Source organism: Poseidonocella sp. HB161398, assembly GCF_005870025.1.
Classification (GTDB): domain Bacteria; phylum Pseudomonadota; class Alphaproteobacteria; order Rhodobacterales; family Rhodobacteraceae; genus Mangrovicoccus.
Genome location: NZ_VATA01000156.1, coordinates 1 through 4,317, shown reverse-complemented (window position 1 = coordinate 4,317; position 4,317 = coordinate 1). Strand labels below are relative to the sequence as shown.

Below are 4,317 nucleotides of genomic sequence, written 5' to 3'. Positions count from 1 at the left end.
CTCGACGAGCCGCTCGGCGCGCTCGACAAGGCGCTGCGCGAGAGCATGCAGTTCGAGATCCGCGAGATGCAGCAGCGGCTGGGCATCACCACCCTCCTCGTCACCCATGACCAGGAAGAGGCGATGTCGATGTCCGACCAGATCGCCGTGATGCAGGGCGGGCGCATCCTGCAGCTCGGCGCCCCGGACGAGATCTACGACCGCCCCGAAACCGGATTCGTCGCCACCTTCCTCGGCACTTCGAACATCTTCGAGGGCGAGGTCGCCCCCGACGGCCAGAGCCTTTCCAGCGCGGCCGGGACCATCGCCCTGCCCCGCCCGGCCGTCCCGGGCAGCCAGGCGACGCTCTCGGTGCGCCCCGAGCGGATCGTGCTGGGCGGCGCGGCCGAAAGCCTGCCGGTCAGCCTCGAGGGACGGGTGATCGCCAGCTCCTTCCGCGGCTCCTATGCCGCCTTCCGCATCGCGCTCGAGGGCAGCGGCGCCGAGCTGACCGCCTATCGCCAGGCCGATGCCGCCAAGGGCGCGGGCGGGCTCGCCATCGGCGACCGGCTGCGGCTGGGCTGGCCCGCCGAGGCGGGCGTCATCGTGACCGCCGGCGCCGAATGACGGCGCGGCGAGGAGAAGAGACAATGAAAGACTTCGCACAGGGCAGCCAGGGACGGCTCCGGATCGGCATCGATGTCGGCGGCACCTTCACCGATTTCGTCATGGCCGACAGCCAGACCGGCCGCGTCGCGCTCTTCAAGGAGCCCTCGACCCCCGACGATCCCTCCCGCGCGCTGATCGAGGGGCTCTCCGCCTTCCTCGCCCGCGAGGGCATGGCGCCCTCGGATGTCGGCGGGCTGATGCACGGCACCACGATCGGGCTCAACGCCATCATCCAGCGCAAGGGCGCGCGGATCGGGCTGGTCGTCTCGAAGGGCTACCGCGACATCCTGGAGATCGCGCGCTGCCGCATGCCGTCCTCCTTCGACCTGCATGCCGAGAAGGAGGTCCCGCTGGTCCCCCGCGCGCGGGTGATCGAGATCGACGCCCGCTTCTCGCGCGAGGGCAAGCTGGCCGCGATGCCGTCTGCGGCCGAGCTCGACCGCGTGGCCGGGGCGCTGGCCGCGCAGGGGCTCGACGCCGCCGCGCTGATGCTGATCAACGGCTATGCCGATCCCGAGACCGAAGGCGCCCTCGCCGCGGAGCTGGCGGCCCGGACCGGCGGGCTGCCGATCACCTCCGCCGCCACGATCTGGCCCGAGATCCGCGAATACGAGCGCACGCTGGTCGCCTGCCTCAACGCCTATATCCAGCCGCTGATGGACGCCTATTTCGTCCGGCTGACCGACGGGCTGGCACGGATCGGCGTGACTGCGCCGCTGCTCGTGACCGCCTCGAATGGCGGCTCGCTCTCGGTCGGCTCCGCCGTGGCCCGCCCGGTGGAGACGATCCTCTCGGGCCCCGCCTCCGGCGTGATGGCCGCCGTGCGCCAGGCCGGGCAGTCGGGGATGGAGAATATCATCACCTTCGACATGGGCGGCACCTCCTCGGACATGGCCGTCGCCACCGGCGGCGAGGCCGGGATCGCGACCCGCACCGACATTGGCGGCCTGCCGCTGGTCCTGCCCGTGGTCGACGTGACCGCGATCGGCGCGGGCGGCGGGTCCGTCGTCTGGGCGGATGCGCAGGGCGTGCTGAAAGTCGGCCCGCAGAGCGCCGGCGCCTTCCCCGGTCCGGTCTCCTACGGCCAGGGCGGCACCGAACCGGCCGTCACCGACTGCTTCATCGCCACCGGCTTCATCGACCCCGCGCGCTTCGGCGGCGGGCGGATGCCGCTGGACGGGCCTGCCGCCATCGCCGCGCTCGGCGCCGTCGCCGAGCGGATCGGCATGGAGGGCGGGGACCGCCCCGCGCGGCTTGCCGAGGGCGCGCTGGCCGTCGCCTCCGCGGGCATGGCCGGATCGCTCTTCCGCACCATGGCCGAGCGCGGGCTCGATCCGCGGGACTTCACGCTGCTGCCCTTCGGCGGCGCCGGGCCGACCCATGCGAACCTGCTGGCCGAGGAGATCGGCATCGCCCGCATCCTCGTGCCGCTGGCCGCCGGGGCCTATTGCGCCATGGGCGCGGCGGGGGCGGATCTGCGCCGCGATTTCGTCCGCTCGCTGCGCGTCACCCTCGATGCCGCCACCGCCGCCCAGGCGGAGAAGACCTTCGCCATGCTCGCCGCCGAAGGCGATGCCTGGCTCGATGACGAGCTGCCGGATCTCGCCGGGCGCCGGGCCGAGCGCTCCGCCGACATGCGCTATGCCGGGCAGGCCTACGAGCTGCGCGTCGCGCTCGCCCCCGGCGACGGGGCGGAGGCGATGGCAGAGGCCTTCCACCGCGAGCACGAGCGCATCTACGGCTTCCGCGACACCGCCGCGCCGGTCGAGATCGGCACGCTGCGCCTTGCCATGATCGGCGCCGGGCAGCCGCTCTCCGCCGCCGCGCCCTCGGGTCCCGACGGTGCCGCGCCCCGGCGGAACAGCCGGGGCCTCTTCCACAAGGGCCGCTGGCACGAGGCCGCGATCCATGACCGCGAGGCGCTCGGCAAGGGCGCTGTCCTTCCCGGGCCGGCCGTGATCGAGCAGCCCGAGACCACCACCGTCATCCTGCCCGGCTGGACCGGCAGCGTGGATGCGCAAGGCAACCTCGTCATCGAAAGGGCCCAGGCATGAGCGCCGACAGCTTCGATCCGGTCCTCCTGGAGATCCTCGGCAACAAGTTCGCCTCGGTCACCGAGGAGATGTGCCTGACGCTGCAGCGCACCGGGCGCACGCTCTATGTCAAGGAAACCGCGGATTTCGCCTGCGCGCTTGCGGGCAGGGACGGCCGGTTCTTCGCCTATCCGCGCTCGATCGGCGTCTCGGGCTTCGTCGGGCTGGAATGCCTGCCCGCCATCGAGGCGGCCGTCGCCGCCTGCGGTGCGCTGGAGCCGGGCGACGTCATCCTGACGAACGATCCCTACCGCTCGACGGGGCTGGCCACCCACCTGCCCGACCTGCACATGATCGAGCCCTATTTCGAGGGCGGCGAGATCGTCGCCTATGGCTGGTGCTTCGTCCATTGCTCCGACATCGGCGGCCGCGTCGCCTCCTCGATCTCGCCGGTGAATACCGAGATCTTCCAGGAAGGCCTGCGCATCCCCCCCGTGAAGCTGATGCGCAAGGGCGAGATGAGTCCCGAGGTGCGGCTTTTCCTCGACGCCAATTCCCGCACGCCCGAGGCGAATATGGGCGACATCCGCGCGATGCTGGCCTCGCTGGCGACCGGGCGGCGGCGCGTGGCGCAGATGGCCGGGCAGCATGGCACGGCCGAGCTGGCCGCGGCGCAGGCGGCGCTGATGGACTATGCGGCCGGCAAGGCCGCGGCGGTGCTGCGCCAGATCCCCGAGGGCAGCTACCGCTTCTCGGACTATCTCGACGACGACGCGGCCTCGCGCCTGCCGGTGCGGCTCGCCGTGACCGTGACCGTCGGCGACGGCCGGGTGCATCTCGATTTCGAGGGCAGCGACCCGCAGGTCGCCACCGCGATGAACATTCCCTCCTGCGGGCGGCCCCATGCCTGGCTGACGCTCCGGATGCTGGCGCTGGTGCAGACGCTCGACCGTTCGGCGCCGCTGAATGCCGGGCTCCTGCGCCCGCTGAGCATCTCGACGCCGAAGGGCAGCCTGGTGAACCCCGAGGAGCCGGCCGCGACCGGCGTGCGCCATGCCGCCGCGATCCGGGTCAACGACATCCTCAACGGCGCCTTTGGCCTGGCCCTGCCCTCGGTCCTGCCGGCCGCGGCCTCGGGCACGGTGATCCCGATCGTGATGAGCGAGCCCAACGCCACCGGCGGGCGCATGGTGCAGGTGATCGAGCCGCTGATCGGCGGCACCGGCGCGCGCCAGGGCCATGACGGGGTCGACGGACGCGACAGCGGCATTTCCAACCTTGCCAACAACCCGGTCGAGACCGTCGAGGCGGAGCTGGGCGTCGAGGTGCTGCGCTACGGTCTGCGCGCCGACTCCGGCGGCGCCGGGCAATGGCGCGGCGGCTGCGGCATGGAGCTGAGCTTCCGCATCCTCACCCCCGGCAGCCACGTGCTGGGCCGCGGCATGGAACGGCTGCTGTTCCGGCCATGGGGCCAGGCCGGCGGCCAGCCCGGCCAGCCCGGATCGCTGGTCGTCAACGAGGGCAAGCCGCGCGAGCGGCGCCTCGGCAAGATCGACGTGCTGGAGGTCGAGGCGGGCGACATCGTCACCTTCCGCACTCCGGGCGCCGGCGGCTGGGGCAATCCGCTCGACCGCGA

The 4,317-nt window shown here is 72.5% G+C and carries 3 protein-coding genes; all 3 read left to right on the top strand.

Features of this window, described 5'->3' with window-relative positions; genetic code table 11:
- Positions 1–606: ABC transporter ATP-binding protein (locus tag FGX59_RS39500; RefSeq protein WP_138473373.1), on the top strand; the 606-nt coding region annotated here is incomplete at its 5' end.
- 23 nt (positions 607–629) lie between these two features.
- Complete coding sequence (locus FGX59_RS36040) at positions 630–2,702, top strand: hydantoinase/oxoprolinase family protein (protein ID WP_138473372.1); 2,073 nt, start codon at positions 630–632, stop codon at positions 2,700–2,702.
- Positions 2,699–4,317, top strand: a 1,619-nt coding sequence (locus tag FGX59_RS36035) for a hydantoinase B/oxoprolinase family protein (RefSeq protein ID WP_138473371.1), incomplete at its 3' end; no start/stop codon positions are given. The genes FGX59_RS36040 and FGX59_RS36035, both read left to right, overlap by 4 nt.

Excerpts from the sequence above, each read along its gene's own strand:
- FGX59_RS36040 (WP_138473372.1), top strand. The coding sequence starts at position 630 with ATGAAAGACTTCGCACAGGGCAGCCAGGGACGGCTCCGGATCGGCATC.